The sequence below is a fragment of the Vibrio sp. YT-17 genome, from assembly GCF_033337375.1.
In the GTDB taxonomy this organism is placed as follows: domain Bacteria; phylum Pseudomonadota; class Gammaproteobacteria; order Enterobacterales; family Vibrionaceae; genus Vibrio; species Vibrio alginolyticus.
Genome location: NZ_JAWOQP010000026.1, coordinates 30,734 through 48,597 on the forward strand (window position 1 = coordinate 30,734; position 17,864 = coordinate 48,597).

The 17,864-nt window shown below is 45.8% G+C and carries 17 protein-coding genes; 11 read left to right on the forward strand and 6 right to left on the reverse strand.

Going from position 1 to position 17,864, the window contains the following annotated elements; genetic code table 11:
• Positions 1 to 77 precede the first annotated feature (77 nt).
• A complete protein-coding gene (gene gorA / locus R7F67_RS20280; RefSeq protein ID WP_005379157.1) occupies positions 78 to 1,433 on the reverse strand; it encodes a glutathione-disulfide reductase in 1,356 nt (451 codons plus the stop codon).
• A 259-nt stretch (positions 1,434 to 1,692) separates the two neighbouring features.
• On the reverse strand, positions 1,693 to 2,532 hold the full coding sequence (locus R7F67_RS20285) for a 23S rRNA (adenine(2030)-N(6))-methyltransferase RlmJ (RefSeq protein ID WP_005379158.1): 840 nt from the start codon (positions 2,530 to 2,532) through the stop codon (positions 1,693 to 1,695).
• Positions 2,533 to 2,931: 399 nt separating this feature from the next.
• On the opposite strand from R7F67_RS20285, the gene prlC reads away from it, so the two are divergent.
• Complete coding sequence (gene prlC / locus R7F67_RS20290; protein ID WP_318057322.1) at positions 2,932 to 4,974, forward strand: oligopeptidase A; 2,043 nt, start codon at positions 2,932 to 2,934, stop codon at positions 4,972 to 4,974.
• Positions 4,975 to 5,040: 66 nt separating this feature from the next.
• On the opposite strand, the gene asnC is transcribed toward prlC, so the two are convergent.
• The gene (gene asnC, locus R7F67_RS20295; protein WP_005389595.1) at positions 5,041 to 5,505 is read right to left on the reverse strand and encodes a transcriptional regulator AsnC; all 465 of its coding nucleotides are present in this window, start codon (positions 5,503 to 5,505) and stop codon (positions 5,041 to 5,043) included.
• 113 nt (positions 5,506 to 5,618) lie between these two features.
• On the opposite strand from asnC, the gene R7F67_RS20300 reads away from it, so the two are divergent.
• The 3 genes from R7F67_RS20300 to R7F67_RS20310 all read left to right on the forward strand — a co-directional run bounded on the left by R7F67_RS20300 (position 5,619) and on the right by R7F67_RS20310 (position 10,372).
• Positions 5,619 to 8,744 (forward strand): EAL domain-containing protein, encoded by a 3,126-nt coding sequence (locus tag R7F67_RS20300; RefSeq protein WP_053307269.1) that lies wholly within the window; start codon positions 5,619 to 5,621, stop codon positions 8,742 to 8,744.
• An 89-nt stretch (positions 8,745 to 8,833) separates the two neighbouring features.
• On the forward strand, positions 8,834 to 9,613 hold the full coding sequence (locus R7F67_RS20305) for a class I SAM-dependent methyltransferase (RefSeq protein WP_005379162.1): 780 nt from the start codon (positions 8,834 to 8,836) through the stop codon (positions 9,611 to 9,613).
• Positions 9,614 to 9,799: 186 nt separating this feature from the next.
• Positions 9,800 to 10,372 (forward strand): hypothetical protein, encoded by a 573-nt coding sequence (locus tag R7F67_RS20310; protein WP_262671412.1) that lies wholly within the window; start codon positions 9,800 to 9,802, stop codon positions 10,370 to 10,372.
• A gap of 70 nt (positions 10,373 to 10,442) precedes the next feature.
• On the opposite strand, the gene R7F67_RS20315 is transcribed toward R7F67_RS20310, so the two are convergent.
• Both R7F67_RS20315 and uspA read right to left on the reverse strand, forming a co-directional pair.
• Positions 10,443 to 11,321 carry a carboxylate/amino acid/amine transporter gene (locus R7F67_RS20315; RefSeq protein ID WP_017635030.1) on the reverse strand — a complete coding sequence of 293 codons (879 nt, stop codon included), beginning with the start codon at positions 11,319 to 11,321 and terminating at the stop codon, positions 10,443 to 10,445.
• A gap of 64 nt (positions 11,322 to 11,385) precedes the next feature.
• Positions 11,386 to 11,811 (reverse strand): universal stress protein UspA, encoded by a 426-nt coding sequence (uspA, locus tag R7F67_RS20320; protein ID WP_005379165.1) that lies wholly within the window; start codon positions 11,809 to 11,811, stop codon positions 11,386 to 11,388.
• A 282-nt stretch (positions 11,812 to 12,093) separates the two neighbouring features.
• On the opposite strand from uspA, the gene ftnA reads away from it, so the two are divergent.
• The 3 genes from ftnA to R7F67_RS20335 all read left to right on the forward strand — a co-directional run bounded on the left by ftnA (position 12,094) and on the right by R7F67_RS20335 (position 14,409).
• Positions 12,094 to 12,621, forward strand: coding sequence for a non-heme ferritin (gene ftnA / locus R7F67_RS20325; RefSeq protein ID WP_005379167.1), 528 nt, complete (start codon positions 12,094 to 12,096; stop codon positions 12,619 to 12,621).
• 91 nt (positions 12,622 to 12,712) lie between these two features.
• Complete coding sequence (gene uspB, locus R7F67_RS20330) at positions 12,713 to 13,036, forward strand: universal stress protein UspB (protein WP_005382937.1); 324 nt, start codon at positions 12,713 to 12,715, stop codon at positions 13,034 to 13,036.
• 179 nt (positions 13,037 to 13,215) lie between these two features.
• Entirely contained in the window at positions 13,216 to 14,409 is a 1,194-nt protein-coding gene (locus R7F67_RS20335) for an NAD(P)/FAD-dependent oxidoreductase (RefSeq protein WP_318057323.1), read from the forward strand.
• A 93-nt stretch (positions 14,410 to 14,502) separates the two neighbouring features.
• Here R7F67_RS20335 and R7F67_RS20340 read toward each other — a convergent pair whose 3' ends face one another.
• Positions 14,503 to 15,846 carry a sigma-54 interaction domain-containing protein gene (locus R7F67_RS20340; RefSeq protein WP_238844391.1) on the reverse strand — a complete coding sequence of 448 codons (1,344 nt, stop codon included), beginning with the start codon at positions 15,844 to 15,846 and terminating at the stop codon, positions 14,503 to 14,505.
• Positions 15,847 to 16,282: 436 nt separating this feature from the next.
• Between R7F67_RS20340 and R7F67_RS20345 the strand changes: the two genes are divergently transcribed.
• From R7F67_RS20345 to R7F67_RS20360, 4 genes are all read left to right on the forward strand, one after another.
• A complete protein-coding gene (locus tag R7F67_RS20345) occupies positions 16,283 to 16,834 on the forward strand; it encodes a BON domain-containing protein (protein ID WP_047103707.1) in 552 nt (183 codons plus the stop codon).
• Between the two features lie 45 nt (positions 16,835 to 16,879).
• Positions 16,880 to 17,056, forward strand: coding sequence for a DUF1328 family protein (locus tag R7F67_RS20350; RefSeq protein ID WP_005379177.1), 177 nt, complete (start codon positions 16,880 to 16,882; stop codon positions 17,054 to 17,056).
• A gap of 8 nt (positions 17,057 to 17,064) precedes the next feature.
• Positions 17,065 to 17,262, forward strand: a complete 198-nt coding sequence (locus R7F67_RS20355) for a hypothetical protein (RefSeq protein WP_005379178.1) — start codon at positions 17,065 to 17,067, stop codon at positions 17,260 to 17,262.
• A 103-nt stretch (positions 17,263 to 17,365) separates the two neighbouring features.
• Positions 17,366 to 17,797, forward strand: coding sequence for a hemerythrin domain-containing protein (locus tag R7F67_RS20360; protein ID WP_005379185.1), 432 nt, complete (start codon positions 17,366 to 17,368; stop codon positions 17,795 to 17,797).
• Positions 17,798 to 17,864: the final 67 nt, after the last annotated feature.

Genomic DNA, 17,864 nt, shown 5'->3' on the forward strand with positions numbered 1-17,864 from the left:
GGGCTAACAAAAAAAGGTCACCCTAAGGTGACCTTTTCAAATGATTCGCTGAAATCAGCAATGCGATTAGCGCGTAATTAACGCATCGTTACGAACTCTTCAGAGCCCGTTGGGTGGATAGCCACAACAGAGTCGAAGTCTGCTTTGGTTGCGCCCATCTTCATTGCTACGCCGAAGCCTTGGATCATTTCATCTACCGTGAAACCGATGCCGTGTAGGCCAACAACCGTTTCTTCTTCGCCCGCACATACAAGCTTCATCTTACATGGTTGACGGTGCTTAGTAACAGCGGTGTACATCGCAGTAAAGCCAGATGTGTAGACTTTGATGTTGTCTTTGCCGTACTTCTCTTCTGCTTCTTGCGTTGTTAGACCGATAGTGCCGATTGGTGGGTGGCTAAATACCACAGTTGGTACTAAATCGTAGTCCATCTTCGCGTTTGGTTTGTTGTTGAACAAACGCTCAGAAAGTTGACGACCCGCTTTCACTGCTACTGGTGTTAGTTCGATACCGCCTTCCATGATGTCACCCACACAGTAGATGCCTTTCACGTTAGTTTCTTGGTATTCGTCTACCTTGATGTAGCCTTTTTCGTTCGTTGCCACGCCGGTTGACGCTAGGTTGATTGCGTCTGTCGCTGGGTGACGACCGATTGCCCAAATCAGTTGGTCAACGTTTTGGCTTTCACCGTTTTCTAGGTGCAGAGTTAGGCTGCCATCGGCTTCTTTTACCACTTCTTTTGGTACAGAGTGGGTGTGCAGTTTTGGACCTTCTGCGTCCATCACTTCAACCAACGTATCGATGATCATTGGATCGAAGCTACGCAGTGGTGACTCTTTACGTACGAACAGGTGCGTTTCTGTACCTAGCGCGTGCAGTACGCCAGCAATTTCAACTGCGATGTAGCCAGCACCCACAACCGCAACGCGTTTTGGTTGCTCTGCTAGGTCGAAGAAGCCGTTTGAATCGATGCCGTATTCAGCGCCTGGAATGTTTGGAATAGTAGGACGACCACCAACCGCGATCAGGATGTGATCTGCTGTGTAGTGTTCACCGTTTACTTCGACAGTTTTTTCGTCAACAAACTTAGCAAAGCCTTTAATCACGTTTACTTTGTTGTTGCCAAGAACGCGATCGTAAGATTGGTGAATACGACCGATGTATGCCTGACGGCTCTCAACCAGTTTGCTCCAGTCGAAACCTTTCACGTCGACATCAAAACCGTAATCTTCTGCGTACAGGTTCATTGCTTCTGCGATTTGCGCGCCATGCCACATCACTTTTTTCGGTACACAACCTACGTTGACACAGGTACCGCCAAGGTCTTGAGCTTCGATTAGCGCAACTTTCGCGCCGTACATCGCCGCACGGTTTGCAGATGCGATGCCGCCACTGCCGCCACCGATACAGATATAGTCAAAATGAGTCGCCATTACTTTCTCCAAGAGCTTATAAATTTTATCTGGTACATAGATAGATTGGGATGACCTTGTCCGAACTCAATGCCACCGTTATCCCACTATCATAAATCGAATTCGACTAATTCCTAAATGGGAAAAAGCGACAATACTTATGACAAATAGCGATGAGAGGCACAAAAAGAAGAATAAGCACGACTGGAGGGAGAAGGTGAGAGCATAAAAAAGCGCAACGAGAATATCGTTGCGCTTGAAGATATCGGTACTGAAGTGCTTACTCTGGCACAATCCAGTCCACTTTCCAGTGGCCAGTTGCTGGTGCGATCGCGTCTTGCAGGAATGGCAGAATCTCTTTCATCTGGCTTTCCAGTTTCCATGGCGGGTTAATCACAATCATGCCGGATGCCGTCATGCCGCGCTCGTTGGTATCTGGTGCAACACCTAACTCGATTTGCAGAATTTTACGAATGCCCAGTGCTTCCAAGCCTTCGATCATATCTTCGATGTCGTGACGGTTTACCACTGGGTACCAAATCGCGTAGATACCGGTTGCCCAACGTTTATGGCTCTGATGAATCGCTCGTACCACATCGCGGTACTCTTTCGCGAGTTCGTATGGTGGGTCAATCAGCACCAAACCACGACGCTCTTGTGGCGGTAGGCTTGCTTTGAGGCGTTGGAATCCGTCTTCTTTGAAGATGCTCACTTGGCGATCACGATGGAATTCTTGCTCTAACAATGGGTGATCGGCCGGGTGCAACTCGGTCAGCACCATGCGATCTTGTGGGCGGATTTGCGCGCGCGCCACACGTGGTGAGCCTGGGTAGTAACGCAGCTTCTCGCCGTTGTTGAGCACTTTAATGGCATCGATGTAGCTTTTGATGTCTTCAGGAATGCTTGGGTTATCCCAAATACGTGCGATGCCTTGTTTGTATTCGCCCGTTTTTTCAGACCATTCGTGAGTCAGATCGTAACGGCCTACACCCGAGTGGGTATCGTGATAAACGAATGGCTTATCTTTTTGTTTCAGCGCATCAAGAATGAGGCTTTGAACGATGTGTTTGACCACGTCGGCATGGTTGCCAGCGTGGAAGCTGTGGCGGTAACTTAACAAATTAAACTCTCGAAACACTCTTTGGCTGAGTGTGGTCTGTGATTTTCACTCTATGGCGGTATTATACTCAAGTAACTTAAAGATGTAGAACTTCCAATCAAATCTGTTCCTCTGATAAGGGGACGCTATTGAAATTTCTTTAAGTCACCCACACTTACTATTGGTAATCGAATTGAACTAGGTAAGTTTCTCGCACTCAAAAGGGTGTGAAATCTCATTTAGGTATAACAAGACTCAAGGACAGAGTAGCGCTGGTTGACTATAAGATGGTCATCGCGGCATAGAGAAAGGGAACGGAGCTCCCCCAATCCATGTTGCTGGCTCGTCTGTACATTGAGTTGGCCTATCTACACAAAATAGACAGGCAATCACAGAGTCAAAACACAAAAGGAATTATTCATGTCTAATCCTCTTCTGACGTTTACGGACCTACCTCCGTTTTCTCAAATTAAACCAGAACACATCAAGCCTGCCGTTGAGCAAGCGATTGCTGACTGCCGAGCAAAAATCGATGAAGTTCTACAAGACAACGCTCACCCAACTTGGGACAGTGTGATTGCGCCAATTGAAGAAGCGGATGATCGCTTAAGCCGCATCTGGTCGCCAGTGGGTCACATGAACTCGGTAGTGAACAGCGAAGAGCTACGTGAAGCTTACGAAAGTTGCCTACCAATTTTGTCAGAGTACGGCACTTGGGTTGGTCAGCACAAAGGGTTGTACGAAGCGTACAAAACCATCAAAGCGAGCGAAGAATTTGCAACGTTAACTCGTGCCCAGCAGAAAACCATCACTGATGCACTGCGTGATTTCGAGTTATCAGGCATTGGTTTGCCATCCGATGAGCAGCACCGTTACGGCGAGATCAGCAAACGTATGTCTGAGCTGAGCTCTAAATTCTCTAACAATGTGCTGGATGCCACCATGGGTTGGACCGAGCACATCACAGACGAGAAAGACCTAGCAGGTATGCCAGAATCGGCGCTGGCAGCAGCGAAAGCTGCCGCAGAAGCAAAAGAGTTAGATGGTTACCTAATTACGCTAGATATCCCATCTTACCTACCTGTCATGACGTACTGCGATAACCAAGAGTTGCGTAAAGAAGTGTACGAAGCGTACGTGACGCGCGCTTCTGATCGAGGTCCAAACGCAGGCAAATGGGATAACTCAGAAATCATTACTGAGCAGCTAAAACTGCGCCATGAAATTTCACGTATGCTAGGTTTCAATACTTACAGTGAAAAGTCGTTAGCAACAAAGATGGCTGAAACGCCGGATCAAGTGCTGGGCTTCCTGAATGACCTAGCGACACGAGCGAAACCGCAAGGTGAACGTGAAGTCGAAGAGTTACGTCAGTTTGCGAAAAGTGAGTTTGGTGTTGAAGAGCTGAACGTTTGGGATATCGCTTACTACAGCGAGAAACAAAAGCAGCACCTGTTCCAAATTTCGGATGAAGAACTGCGCCCATACTTCCCAGAGTCAAAAGTCGTGAGCGGTCTGTTTGAAGTGCTAAACCGCGTGTTTGGCATGACCGTTACTGAGCGCGAAGGCGTAGACACTTGGCATGAGTCCGTGCGCTTTTTCGATATCTTTGATGCTGAAGGCACACTCCGTGGCAGTTTCTACCTAGATCTCTACGCTCGTGAACACAAACGTGGCGGCGCGTGGATGGATGATTGTCGTGGTCGTCGCGTTACGCTATCTGGCGAGCTGCAAACGCCGGTTGCGTATCTAACGTGTAACTTCAACCGTCCAGTGGGCGACAAACCAGCACTGTTCACGCACGATGAAGTCGTGACGCTATTCCATGAGTTTGGTCATGGAATCCACCACATGTTGACGCAAGTTGATACAGGTGCTGTTTCAGGTATTAATGGCGTGCCTTGGGATGCGGTTGAGCTACCAAGTCAGTTCCTAGAAAACTGGTGTTGGGAAGAGGATGCGCTGGCGTTCATTTCTGGTCACTATGAGACAGGTGAGCCGCTACCTAAAGCGATGCTAGACAAAATGCTCGCAGCGAAAAACTTCCAATCTGCGATGGGTATTTTGCGTCAGCTAGAATTCGGCTTGTTCGACTTCACGCTTCACACCGAATATGACCCTGAAGTGGGTGCGCGTGTACTGGAAACTCTGGCGAAAGTGAAAGAGAAAGTCGCGGTAGTTCCTGCGGTTGAGTGGGCGCGTTTCTCACACAGCTTCGGCCATATTTTTGCTGGTGGCTACAGTGCGGGTTACTACAGCTACCTGTGGGCTGAAGTGCTGTCGTCAGACGCGTATTCTCGCTTTGAAGAAGAAGGCATCTTCAACAAAGAGACGGGTCTAAGCTTCCTGAACAACATCCTAGAAATGGGGGGCAGTGAAGAGCCAATGGAGCTGTTTAAGCGCTTCCGTGGCCGCGAGCCACAAATCGATGCACTGTTGCGCCATTCGGGTATTGCGGCGTAAATTGAGCAAAAAACATCAAGGCCAACCGTTCGGTTGGCCTTTTTTGTACAGTTTTTATAAAAAATTTTACGGATTTACGTTTCGGTTGATCGGGTTCTGCAACGATATCAATGTCTCCGTGGACTGAACCTCATCAATGGCTTGCAGCTTGTCGATCAGTACAAATTGCAGCTCTTCAATCGATTTGCACATCAATTTGACGAATATGTTATACGCGCCCGTGGTGTAGTAAGCTTCAACGACTTCGTCGAGCGCGTTGAGTTTTTCTAACGCGGAGTGGTAATCACGAGCTGCATTGAGGTTAATACCAATAAAGCAGCACACATCGTAGCCAAGCTTTTTAGTATTGATGATCACCTCCGTTCCTTCGATGATGTCAGCCGACTTCATCTTCTCGATACGCACATGGATAGTGGCAGGGCTGACATCGAACTGCTTTGCCATTTCTGCGTAGGGCGTTCTGGCGTCAGCCATTAGTGTTTTTAATATTGCGCGGTCAAGGTCGTCGAGTTTCGGCAGGCTCGCATTCATACTATGATTTCCGTTAGGGATAGAGTTTTACCTCCCTTTTATACTCATAGCGGATAGGATTCACAAGGTTTGGCAGGAGTAACTGCGGGTTAACTCCGAGCTATGGAGATAATGTGCAGCGTTTTCTGGTTATTGCCGCGCTATGTTGGAGCGCGTTTGCTACGGCCTCAGATCCGAAGGTGTTGGTCGTGCACTCCTATCATCAGGGTTTTTTCTGGACGGACTCCATACAGCGAGGCATCGAGCAACAGCTGGGCGATCGAGCGCTGGACATGCGTGTGCTCTATCTAGACTCGAAACGTAACCAGAGTGAGCAGTTTTTTGCACAACTAAAATCCTTATATCTTACGAAATTACGCAAAGAGCGATTCGATGCCATTTTAGTGAGCGATAACAATGCGCTTGAACTCATGCAGCGTTTAGCCCCAATCATCAAAGACACCCCAGTTATATTTAACGGCATTAATAACTACCATCCTTCTTTACATCGTTCTCTGAATGCAACCGGAGTCATGGAAGATGTCGATTTGGAAGCGAATCTCGCTCTTATTGAGCGCTTACATCCGAACTACACACAAGTTCTCATCGTCAGTGACCACTCGGTGACCGGTGAGGTGTTGCGTTATCAAATCGACAATTTTGTCCTCAAGTTCCCGCAATATCGAGACAAAATCGTACAACTTGTCCCAGACAGCATCATCGATCTAAAACAACAAGTCGCAAAACTGAGTTCCGATAAAGTCGTCTTGTTCTGGACCTATTACCGAGATAAACAAGGTATGGTTGGCAGCGAGCGTGACTGGGTTGGTGTCAACAAAGTCTCAAACGCGCCGCTGTTTATGGTGCATGACATTGGTTTGGGTCATGGCGCAGTTGGAGGGGTTATTCAAAGTGGTTATCGGCATGGTATTGAGAGTGCAGAGATGCTTGAATTCGTTTTGGATAACCCTGATCAGCCTCTGCCTGCCGTGAAAAAAAGTGATTCTGAAATAAAGCTCGATTACCAAGCGGTAGCGCGTTGGGGATTGGGGGCTGAACAAGAGGTTTCTGCGGTATTTTTTAATAAGCCAATGAAGCTTTCTGAACGTTTTGCCAAGGAAATTCGCCTGTTTGGTAGTCTGTTTGTGGTGATGTCGGTGGTCATTTTGCTGATGGGTTATTATTTACAGCGGATGCGTCGCAGTGAGAGCGCTGCGCGAGAAAGCCAGGCTATTCTAGAATCGATTTTCGATCAGAGCATGCAGTATATGGGCATTTTGGATGCCAACGGTGTGCTTAAATCGGGCAACGATCACCTTCAATCCTTACTTTATCACCAAGGACTGCGTTTAGACCGACCACTTTGGTTTCATCCCAACTGGAGTGAGAAAGCCCAAGCGCTGCTAGAGGAGTATTTCCATGCGCCTCACCATCAAGTGTCGACGTTTGAAGCTGAAATTTGGAGTAAAGAACACGGCGCCTTGGTGTTAGAAGTTTCGCTCAAGCCTTTTTCTCAGCAAGTAGGGAATCATAAGCAATACTTGTTTGAAGCGCGCGATATTACCAGTCGTAAATTGATGGAGGACAAGCTCTACCAACGTGAGTCAACCCTACGCAACTATTATGAGCAGCAGCCCGTGATGATGGTGACGCTTGATAGTAATAACCGAATTCAAGAAGTGAATCGATTTGCTCAACTACTTCTTGGCTACAAACCGATGGACATGCTCGGACATCGCCTGAGGGAGTTCTATTTTGATGACAAAGTGCTGTTCCCTCGCCAAGTGTTATTGCAACCCAACCAGCAAGTGCATGGTGTTTGGCGACGTGAAGTCGAGTATCGTCATGCAAATGGTCATCGTGTTTGGGTGCGCGAGAATATTCGTCCGCTGAGTGAATCTGAGCAACTGCTGATTGTGGGCGAAGATATTACCGAAACCAAACTGCTCTCCGAGAAATTGGAATACCAAGCTCGCTATGACTTACTGACGGGGACTTACAACAGAAACCATTTTGAACTAGAGCTTAAGACCGCACTGTGCGAAGTGGACAGCCATCGTCGAGTCCACGCCATGTTGTACCTCGACTTAGATCAACTAAAAGTCCTCAATGATACGGTTGGGCATGATGCAGGTGATGCGGCGATTCAATTCTGCGCAAGTATGCTGGAAGGCGTTCTGCCGTACAATTCCATCTTGGCTCGAATGGGAGGCGATGAGTTTGCGGTGTTACTCAAAGACTGTGACGAATATGGCGCCATCAATATTGCCAAACTGATCATCTCGACACTAAGCGAACACCTCTTTATTTGGGAAGACACACGCCTGTTCATCAGTTGCTCAATTGGTATCCGTATCATCGATCATACCGCTGATACGCCACAAATGGTGCACGCTCAAGCAGACTCTGCTTGTCACGCCGCTAAAGAGCAAGGCCGTAACCGCTATAATCTATTCAGCTTAGATAACGAAGAGTTGCAGCGTCGTCAGATGGAAATGCAGAGCGTCAATTTGGTGCATGAGGCATTGTCGAATCAACGTTTAGAACTGTTTGCTCAACCGATAAAAAGCTTACAAAAGCACGAGACTCAAATGTATTTTGAGATTTTGGTGCGTATTCGCAATGGGTACGGTGATTATGTTTCTCCTGCGCTGTTTATCCCTGCTTCCGAGCGCTACAACATTGCCCATTGGATTGATAAGCAGGTTATTACTCAAACACTAGAGTGGTTTGAACAGCGTCCTGAGGTGGTTGAACAGCTTGGTCGCTGTTCGATAAACCTTTCAGGTCAATCTATGGGGAATCAAGAGTTTATTGACTTCTTATTGGAGCGATTGGAAAGTTCGACTCTGCCGTGTGAAAAAATCTGCTTAGAAATCACCGAGACAGCGGCGATGAGCAATCTGGATCAAGCCATTGAGTTGTTTACCAAGCTAAAGTCTTTGGGTTGCATGATTGCATTGGATGATTTCGGATCTGGATTGTCTTCATTTGGTTACTTAAAGAAACTTCCTGTCGATATCGTGAAAATTGATGGTCTTTTCGTGCAAGATATCAACGTAAATGAAATGGACCGCGTGATGGTTCGTTCAATCAATGACTTGGCGAAGCAACTAGGCAAAGTGACGGTGGCGGAGTTTGTCGAAAATGACCAGGTCATGCAGCATTTGATAGACCTCGGTGTGGACTACGGCCAAGGCTACGGTATTGGCCATCCTAAGCCGCTTTCTGAGCTAGTGGAGCAACTGACGGCTGTATAACCTCTGCGTAGCAAGCTCAACCTAGCATTAATAGGTAACTTAGGTATACACTCAGCGCCAGTTACCTCGATTTTTATTGGAGCCTCCTTTTGCAACTGCAATTGATCTGTGAAAACCCGTCTCAACAATCTCATCTTGATGAACTCGCTGCGCGTTGGCAGCTTTCACACACTGACGATAGCGATTTTGCTTTGGTGCTAACCACCGAGCGTTTGGAGCTACGTAAAGTGGATGAGCCAAAGCTGGGTGCAATCTTTGTGGATTTGATTGGTGGTGCGGTCGGTCATCGTCGCAAGTTCGGTGGTGGTAAAGGCCAGGCAATTGCGAAAGCTGCGGGGTTGAACAAAGGGGCAACGCCAACCGTGTTAGACGGCACGGCAGGTCTTGGTCGTGATGCGTTTGTGCTCGCCTCGCTAGGTTGTAAAGTGCAGATGGTCGAGCGTCATCCAGTCGTTGCGGCTTTGTTAGATGATGGCTTGGATCGAGCGAAACAAGACCCAGAAATCGGCACCTGGGTATCTGAGCGCATGTCGCTAATCCATGCTTCTAGCCATGATGCGTTGGAACAATTGGCGCAAGATAAAGACTTTGTCCAGCCAGATGTGGTGTATCTTGACCCGATGTATCCGCATCCAGAAAATAAAAAGAAGTCGGCGCTCGTGAAAAAAGAAATGCGCGTTTTCCAATCGTTGGTTGGCGCCGATTTGGACGCCGATGGCCTACTAGAACCAGCCATGGCGTTAGCCACAAAGCGTGTAGTAGTTAAACGCCCAGACTATGCTAACTGGCTGAACGAGAAAAAACCGACCATGGCGATTGAAACGAAAAAAAATCGCTTCGATGTCTATGTTAAAGCATCGATGGCATAACTTCCTGACGGCTCAACTTTTCTTGTCACAGTACGGTGTATCGTGCTGTGACTCAGCTTCTCTTTCCTCGTCTCTATTGATAGTTTTCTCTTGCTAATTCCCTTTCCTGACTGTATATCTAACTAAGAATTATTATTATTTCACTTGTTGTGATGCGGTCGATAACTGGGAAGCTGGAGTAGTAGAATGGCTAAACGTTTATGTAAAATGAGTCGCAAACAGATCGCGGCAGAACTTGGTGATATCCATCGTTTAGTTGTCGCACCAAAATTCGTTTGTCGTTCTTGCGCACGCTCTTCATCGGCCAAAGATACCCTTTGTAAGCCAGCCGCAATTCCTCCACAAAAATGCCAAGACAAGCCATTGAGTGAGCAACAAGCATGTGGCTTATTGGTTGAAGCTCTGCCATCACAAGCGATTCCAGTGACCACTAAACAAAGCAACGAAAAAGCCGCGATTGTGAAGCGTGTTGTTGAGCGCGTGAAAGAGAAAAAACAAGCCGAAAAATCTCCGGAGCCAGTAAGAGCCGACGCATCAGTATGGTTTGATTTAGCGGATAAAAAATCGCTCAAGAAAGCGAAAAAAGCACTGAAAAAGCACTATAAGCAGCAAAAGAAGTTGCTAAAAGTGGCGAAAAAACAACAAAAGTTACTTAAGCGTCAGCGTAAACTGGAAGCGCGTAATGCGAAACTAGAAGTGTTTCTGCCAACGCCACCTAATGCTTTGATGAACGCAATCTCACAAGCCAAAGTGCATTAATCAAATAAAAAAACGCTCTCCAGTCGGAGAGCGTTTTTTATTGCTGGAATATTTGTTAGTAGCGATGGCGTTACTTATTGGCGTAGCTCATTTCGACGCGCTTTTTCACCCAGGTTTCGTTAATCCATAGGGATAGCATGATGATCGCACCGCCAATGGCGAGTCGCATGACATCAACATCGCGGTTCCAAATCACAATGTTTACAATCAAGCCCGCCGGAACCAATGCATTGTTCATTACTGCCAGTGCACCTGCGTTCACCATAGTCGCGCCTTTGTTCCAAGCAAAGTAACCAAAACCAGAAGCAATCAACCCAAGGTATGTCAGAATGCCCCATTGTGTTGCAGTGGTAGGTAGTTTGTCGAGGTTACCCATGAGCGCGAAAGCCACGGTTGCTACACAAAGTGCACCTAAGTAGAAGTAGCCAAACACGGTGTGTTGTGGCAAATCGACGGGTTCACTCTCCATGATATATTTGTAGCCCACCTGACCGATGGCAAAGCAGAGGTTTGCTCCTTGTACGACCAAAAAGCCCAGTAGGAAATCTTCATTAATGCCTGCAAATTTAATCCAGGCGGCACCAAATACGGCTATTGCAGCGGTAACTAAGTACCAAGGTGAAAAGCGACCTTTCAAGAAGTCATAGATTAGCGTGACGTAAATGGGTGTGAATACGGTGAACAGCAATACTTCTGGCACGGAAAGGAGCAAAAAAGATTGGTAGTAGAAGCAATACATCAAGCCGAGCTGGAAGCCACCGACGGTCATCAGTTTCGCGATCAGGGGTTTGCTAACGCCACGGAATTTCAAAAAGGGAATGAAAACCAGGCTCGCCAGTGCCACGCGCATGAACACCGAGAACCAAGAATCAACCTGACCGGCGAGGTAAACGCCGATCAGGCTAAATGAGAATGCCCAAAGTAGGGTAACTGCGGATAGATAAGCCATGGATGAGAATCTTTATCAACAACAAATGTGCCCGCAGTCTAACCAAGTTTTATCGCTGCGCCAATCAGTCTTTTAGCGGTACGACCAGCATATCGACTGGTGAGCAGTTAATCAGCTGTCGAGTCGAAGATAGAATCTTGCTCCAGAAATCTTGGTGATGACCACAAACCACCAAATCAATACTGTAATCTTGAATGGTATCGCACAGCTCATTACTCAAATCGCCACTACCGACTAAAGTATGGGCAATTGGGTATTGCGCATATTCAGCGAAGTTTGCCAATTGTGTGCGCGATGCTTCCATTGCTTGATGTTGCGCTTCTGCCATATTGATATCGATAAGCCCGGTGTAGAGTTCTGCGTAGTTCACGTCGATGTGAATAAAAGAGACTTTCGCATCCAGAGGTTTAGCCAGTGATACGGCTTTCTTAATCAACACTTTACTGTCGTCTGAAAGGTCGACTGCCACAAGTATGTGTTTGTAACTCATATTGCTATCTCCTTGTAAGGTCATAGTTTTAGATTAGCACCAACCCCAAAAAAAATTTGCTGAAGTGATCTCATATCGGTGCCGTAGGTACAAAGTCTTGTCTCAGTAATCATGTTATAGTGGCGTTATACCCAAGTGACTTTGATATGCTGAAATAAGCGTAGTGTTACTGACTAGAGTTGAAGTGAAACTTCGCCGTGTCTGCCAGACCAAGCTATTCTCGCAGCGTCACTTATTTCGAGGTTACTTGGGTATATTGCATGCACAATAATAGGAGTTAACATGCTGTCTCAAACTATGGTCGAACAATTGAATGAGCAAATTAACCTAGAATTTTTCTCATCCAATCTATACTTACAAATGAGTGCTTGGTGTGAAGACAAAGGTTTTGAAGGTGCGGCTGAATTTTTACGCGCTCACGCCGTAGAAGAAATGGAGCACATGCAACGCCTATTCACTTACGTGAGTGAAACTGGCTCAATGCCAATCTTAGGCGCTATTGATGCGCCAAAGCATGACTTTGCGAGCCTAGGTGACGTTTTCCGCGAGACATTTGAACATGAGCAAATGATCACGGAAAAAATCAACAAACTGGCGCACGTTGCATTTACTAGCCAAGACTACTCAACGTTTAACTTCCTACAGTGGTACGTGTCAGAACAGCACGAAGAAGAGAAGTTGTTTAAAGGGATTTTAGATAAGATCGAACTGGTAGGTGAAGACGGTAAAGCGTTGTTCTTCATCGACAAAGATCTAGCACAAATGGCGAAAGAAGGTTCATCTTCAATCATGGATGCTCCAGCTGCGTAAACGCGTTTTGGGACGTTGTAAGTAGCGGGTAAAGACGAAGTCTTGGTCGTCTTTTTCTCTTGAGCATTGTTGAAGATGTAGGGAGGAAAAGATGATCAGTGGAGACACAATCTTATTTGCGCTAATGGTGGTAACTGGAGTTAATATGATCCGGTATCTCACCGCTCTTCGTTCTCTAATTTATATCATGCGTGAAGCGCATCCGCTGTTATATCAGCAAGTTGATGGTAATGGTTTTTTTACTACTCATGGAAATGTCACCAAGCAGGTGAGGTTGTATCACTACATTAAAAGTAAAGAATATCATCATCACCACGATGAAATTTTTACTGGTAAGTGTGAAAGAGTGCGTGAATTGTTTGTTCTATCGACCGCGTTGCTCGGCGTGACGCTACTTGCGGCCTTCATTCTCTAAGAGTCAATAATCCAGAAGTTGTTCTGTCTGAGATTTTGCGGACATACAGAGCGCTTAGAGTTTAAGCGCTTTTCCCTTTCGGTATTTGTCGGTAGAATGTCGCGCCTAGAAAGCAAGGATGTGCAATGTGCACATCCTTTTTTATTTTGATTCGATACCAATCAGTCTAAGAGCTACCGATGAGTGAGAAATTTGATGTTGTTGTAATTGGCGCAGGCGCAGCAGGTTTAATGTGTGCTGCAGAAGCAGGCAAGCGAGGCCGCCGTGTTTTGGTGCTCGATCATGCTAAAAAGCCAGGACGTAAAATCCTTATCTCGGGCGGTGGTCGTTGTAACTTCACTAACTACGACGTTTCAGCTAATCACTATTTGTGTCAAAACCCGCACTTTGTTAAGTCGGCGCTCTCCCAATACACTAACTGGGATTTCATCTCGATGGTGTGTAAACATGGCATTGAGTTCGAAGAGCGTGATCACGGCCAGTTGTTTTGTGTCGATGCATTTACGGCCAAAGATATCGTGAAGATGTTGTTAGCTGAGTGTGACATGCCGAACATCGAGCAGCGTTACCAATGCGATGTTCATTCGATTGAAAAAATTGATGAAGGCTTTCGTTTGCATGTTGGTACTGAGATTGTCGAATGTGAGTCTTTAGTTATCGCAACAGGTGGCTTGTCGATGCCAAAACTGGGAGCGACACCATTTGGTTATAAAGTCGCGGAACAATTTGGTCTTCGAGTTATCCCAACCACGGCAGGTCTTGTACCATTTACTCTGCATAAAGAAGACAAAGAAGATTTTGCTGAGTTATCTGGTATCGCGGTACCTGCGGAAATTACGGCTGAAGATGGCACCATGTTCAAAGAAGCCCTGTTGTTCACACATCGTGGGTTATCTGGTCCAGCAGTGTTACAGATTTCTTCATTCTGGCGGGCCGGACAAAAGGTTTTGATCAATCTTGTGCCAAACGATGATGTTGCTGAGTTATTAGAACGCAGTCGTGAGAAGCATCCAAATCAGTCACTCAAGAATACGCTTGCCAAAGTGCTGCCTAAGCGTCTGGTTGAAGTCTTAATTGAACGTAAAGAGCTAGTCGATAAACCGCTAAAACAGTTCAATCAAAAGGAGCTTGCGGCGATTGTGGAGCGTCTAGAGCATTGGGATATCGCCCCGAATGGCACTGAAGGCTACCGAACTGCGGAAGTGACACTCGGCGGTGTCGATACTGATCACTTATCCTCGAAAACCATGGAATGCAAAGACATTAAAGGGCTTTATTTTATTGGTGAAGTGATGGATGTGACTGGTTGGCTAGGGGGCTACAATTTTCAGTGGTGCTGGTCGAGCGGCTTTGTTGCGGGGCAGTGGGTTTAATCAAACACCAAACGCAGCCTAACTGCATAAAAGATAAGATACAAAAAGAGCACTGAGTTTTATTCAGTGCTCTTTTTGTATTCCCATAGCGAGTTACTCGTCTTGATACTTTTCGAGTTTGTTATAGAGCGTTTTCACGCTAATGCCTAACTCCTGCGCTGATTCCGTTTTATTACCTTGATTCTCTTCAAGGGTATTGAGAATGGCGGCTTTTTCTAGCTCTTCTAGCGAAACGCCCGCCGGAATAAGGTCTTCGATGCTGGTGCCTGTTTCCAATGGTGGTGTGTCGAAGATAAGGTGTTCATCTCGGATGGTGTCATCAGCCAAAATAAATGCACGCTCGATCGTGTGTTTGAGCTCACGGACATTACCTGGCCAGTCGTGTGCAGCGATTTTTTGGATCGCAGAGTCAAGAATCGTTTTGGTTTTTGCCTCATTGGCGTTGCGGTGCGCAATAAAGTGCTTGGCCAGACCGACGATATCACCGCCTCGTTCTCGCAGTGGCGGTATCGTTAATGGGAAATGCGATAAGCGGAAAAACAGATCTTCACGCAGGAACTGCTCCTCAATGGCGATTTTAGGATCACGGTTTGTAGCAGCAATGATGCGAGTATTAGCGATATGAACTGTATTACTGCCAACTGGGCGATACTCTCCGGTTTCTAGCACCCGCAATAGCTTCACTTGATGCTCGATAGGCATCTCGGTGATTTCATCTAAAAATAGGGTGCCGCCCTCTGCCTGCTTAAATACACCTTGGTGAGTTTTATTTGCTCCGGTAAAAGCGCCTTTCTCATGGCCAAACAGTTCACTATCAACCAATTCAGGGCTAATGGCACCACAGTTAATCGCTATAAAGGGCTGCTGTTTACGCTCACTCGCTAAGTGGATGGTCTGCGCCACCAGTTCTTTGCCTGATCCACTTTCACCGACAATAAGGACGTTGGCTTCTGTTTTAGCAACGCGCCTGATCATACGATAGAGCTGATGCATCGGAGAGGAAGAGCCGACCAAAAGACCAAATTGGTCAAGATCGCTGGTGGACACTTTACGCCCTTGATCTTGTTTGTGTTGATAGTACTGGCTGACTTCACTCAGGGTGTCCGTCAGAATGGCAATATCAACGGGCTTTCTGTAGTGAAAAATAGCACCCAAGTTCATCAGCTTATCCAAGTTCTCGTTTGGAGCGCCAGAGCTAATGATGATCAAGTCCATATCGTAGATGTCTTCGATATTAGAAAGACGTTGATAATCTGCACTAGTAAAGTGGGCGACTTCAACAATCGCAACTTCCGGTTTGAGTTGTAGGAAATCTTCAATCCATTGGTCTGCGGCATCGATGTCATGCAGACGAAATTTGTTCAGTTCCTGGCAAGAAGCGATGGCATTTTTAAGTGATGGATCTTGTATTCTTAGAAACAGGCTTGGCATCGACATAGAAATGTCCTCTTTACTATGACAGAAACAATGTACGTGGATTATTCTCACTTCACAAGACAAAATATTGTCAGCATAGATTTAAGGATTTGTTCGGTATTTTTATGTTGTTAGCCCCTTTTTGATATATATCGGTGAGAGCCATCAGTAGATATTTCCTTTTGTTCAGATTTTTATTTTTTAAATAATAATTTTGCTATTAATTGATTCTGGAGAAATAGCCTTTCTGTTTTATCAGGTTATTTCGGCACAAGTGACGGAGGCTTTATCACCGATTAAAAATTACATTTTTTACGTGTAAATAATTCATGCTTATACTTTATTGCTCATCTCATTTTTACCTCTTTTCTTTATTAGTTAATTAAAAACAATAAGTTATAAAGTTGGCACATGGTTTGCTCCTAGGGAAGTGCAACGTCAATAAAGGAGAATTACCATGAATAACATCGCAGCTAAAATTGTACTTACGTCAGTTCTTGCTACTTCATCTACAGCAGTCTTAGCGAGTGATAAATGGGAAAAAGAATCCATGGACGCTTGGCTAGATGGTAAAGCTGAAACCACGCTACTGCTAAACAGCAATCTCAACTCTTTTGATATCAATACCGATGTTGAGAATCAGGTCGTTACCCTTTCTGGTTCGGTAAACAATGATCTTGAAAAATCACTTGCCGAAGAGCTTGTTACTGGTCTTGATGGTGTGAAAAAAGTAAACAACGAATTGTCAGTAGTGAATGAAGGCAAGAAAGAAACTGATTCAGAAGCTTTAGCTACACTGACCGATTCTAAAATCACGACTATAGTTAAAACGCGCCTACTAATGGATACCAATGTGAGTGGCACGGATATTGATGTAACGACAGAACACAAAACGGTAACGTTGGCAGGTAAAGTTAATTCAGATGCGGAGCATGATCTTGCAATTTCAATTGCAAATAACACCAATGACGTAAATAAGGTGATTGATAAGCTAGAAGTGGTTCAATAATAGCGAGCCGAGTGATTTAATCCACTTTTATTAGGAGGTAACACTATGGTTCGTTGGATGTTTATTTTTCTGGCACTGGCACTAATTTCTGCACTATTAGGCTTTACCGGTATTGCAGGAGCTGCTGCCTCTATCGCGCAAGTGATATTTTACCTATTCCTATTGTCATTAATTGTATCAATAGTGATTGTTCTGCTGGGAAGAAAAAACGTAAATAGATAGGAGATTCCATGCGACTTACGTCATTTATTTACCGTATCGCCGCAGTATTCGGTTTGGTGTTTGCGTTGGCAGCTTGTAGTGAAGAAGGGCCAATGGAACAGGCCGGCAAAAAGATAGATGAAGCCGCCGAAGAAACCCAAAATGCGATTGAAGATGAATGTGAAAACATTAAAGAAAACCTAAACGCTGAAGACCAAGACTGTTAGCCGAATCAGGTTAGGTTTTTACGCATAGCTATGTAAGAGAGGGGCGGTCAATCACCGCCCTTCCTTTTGTCCCAATTGTTTACAATCAGATAAGGAGTCAAAGATGAAAAACATATTTGATGTACTGAAAGAGAGTCATGAAAAGCAACGCCTTTTACTCGATGCTCTGATGGAAACGTCTGGAGATTCCCCCGCTCGTGAAGAGTTTTATCACAACCTTAAAGAGGAACTCGAACAGCACGCAGCGGCAGAAGAGCGATTTTTCTACGCGCCTTTAATAGATAGCGATAAGACCATTGATCTCACTCGCCATGGCATCGCAGAGCATCATGAAATTGATAAAGTGATTGCACAGCTTGATGCAACCGATATGAGCTCGCCAGCGTGGCTCAACCTAATGAAAACCTTGCGTCACAAAGTGTTGCACCATCTTGAGGAAGAAGAGCAGCGTTTCTTCCAGTTAGCCGGTAAGGTAATGACCGATAAGCAGAAAATGAAACTAGCGGATGGTTATGTTGAAGAGATGGCAAGCTAGGTAGAGTGTTGGACCTTTTCGTGCCATTTCGGCACGGGAAGGCACTCAATCAAGGCGTTTACTCAAG